The sequence below is a fragment of the Lacimonas salitolerans genome, assembly GCF_042677865.1.
Taxonomy (GTDB): domain Bacteria; phylum Pseudomonadota; class Alphaproteobacteria; order Rhodobacterales; family Rhodobacteraceae; genus Lutimaribacter; species Lutimaribacter salitolerans.
Genome location: NZ_JBHUDD010000090.1, coordinates 1 through 1,671 on the forward strand (window position 1 = coordinate 1; position 1,671 = coordinate 1,671).

The window sequence follows — 1,671 nt, forward strand, 5'->3', positions numbered from 1 at the left end:
CAAGACAGACAGCAGTTTCTCAGCCTTCATAGCCCTCGCAGCGACCGTTATTCGCCTCAGATGAACGTCAACAGGCCCTAATTTAGAATTCTGACAATCCTAAGATAGTAATTATCCATCTTATGGATGAAATGTATCTAAATATTATCAAAATTCGATTATATGGCGATATATCATGCTCAAACCCTTACTAATCAACAAAAACTGTGTTAGATCAGCGGAACTGATGCACACCAGCTAAAATAACCGTTTTGATATTTGAAAGAACCGCAATGGCCGCTCCTTCAGTACAATTTACAAATTTTGAAGCTATTGCAGGAAGTTCCCCAGCTGTTACGCAGATGCGTCGGGAAATCGACAGCGTCTCTCAGTACAACGTCAATGTTTTGACAACTGGACCAACGGGCGCTGGAAAGGAGTTGGTTGTACAAGCCTTGCACGCGAAGTCCGGTCGGAAAGGCAAGCTCATCTGCGTCAACTGCGCAGCCATCCCACGCGACCTTCTCGAAGCGGAACTTTTCGGTCATGAAAAAGGAGCCTTCACCGGCGCCAGTACAAGCCGCAAAGGGCGTTTTGAGGATGCCGCACAGGGCACGCTCTTTCTTGACGAAATAGGTGACATGCCTCTTGAACTTCAGGCCAAGCTCCTTCGCGTTATCGAAACGCGTAAAATCAGTCGTCTTGGATCGAACGCCGAACGGCCCGTGGATTTTCGCCTTGTCTGCGCAACCCACAAGAACCTTGGTGACAAACTGCACAGAGGTGGATTTCGCGAAGACCTTCTATACCGCTTGTCGGTGGTCGTCATCCACGTGCCGCCCCTCAGCGATCGCATTCAGGATATTCCCGAACTCATTGTGGAAATTTCCACCCAGATCGAAAACGACGGCTCGGACCTTGTTCCTCCACCCGTGGAACTTGACGGCATGGAAGAGCTGATGCGTTATGACTGGCCGGGCAATGTGCGGGAGTTGAAAAACTTTCTTCAACGCGCCGCCATTTTTTCACGCGGCAAACCACTTAACCGATCTATGGTACGAAGACTGCTTCACCTTGACGAGAGACGTGACGAAGAACAAGCATTCCTTCGGAATGCAATTCACAACATACCCACCGCGGTGGACCAAACTACAACTTCTGAACAGCACCCCAAGCCATTCGAAGTAGAAAAATCCAACACTTCCGCCATACAAACATTGCGCAGCGGCCAGCGGTTTCGCTTGAAGACCCACCTAGAAAACATCGAATTGAATTACATTACCACGGCACTGGAACTAGCAGACTCCAGCGTAACAAGAGCCGCACAGATGCTTTCTTTGAAACGAACGACTTTGATTGCGAAAATGCGTAAATACGGAATTTTTAGCGAGGCCGAAAATTAATAAATGCCTCCTTGGCCTTATGTCGCCGGGTTAACAGGCCGCTGAAAACGGATTTTGTATAACCATTTTCGTTGAGCTAAAGCGTCCCGCCCAAAGCCTGAATCGTGGGGATTGAACGAACCCGCTGACGCGGGATGGGCGTCGCTATTGGCGGGAATGGGGGGGGTGATCCCCCCGAAATTAAGGGGCTGGATAAGTAGAATTTTCGGTCCCTTCGCGATTTGTGTGGGTTAAGGCGCACTGGCCTGTTCAGGGTCGCACCAGATGTTGTTGTCACGACGTGAGGCGC

General features: G+C 49.7%; 1 protein-coding gene. It reads left to right on the top strand.

Annotated elements, in window-relative coordinates; genetic code table 11:
• Positions 1 to 272: 272 nt before the first annotated feature.
• Entirely contained in the window at positions 273 to 1,382 is a 1,110-nt protein-coding gene (locus ACFTOW_RS13430) for a sigma 54-interacting transcriptional regulator (RefSeq protein WP_379916548.1), read from the top strand.
• Positions 1,383 to 1,671: the final 289 nt, after the last annotated feature.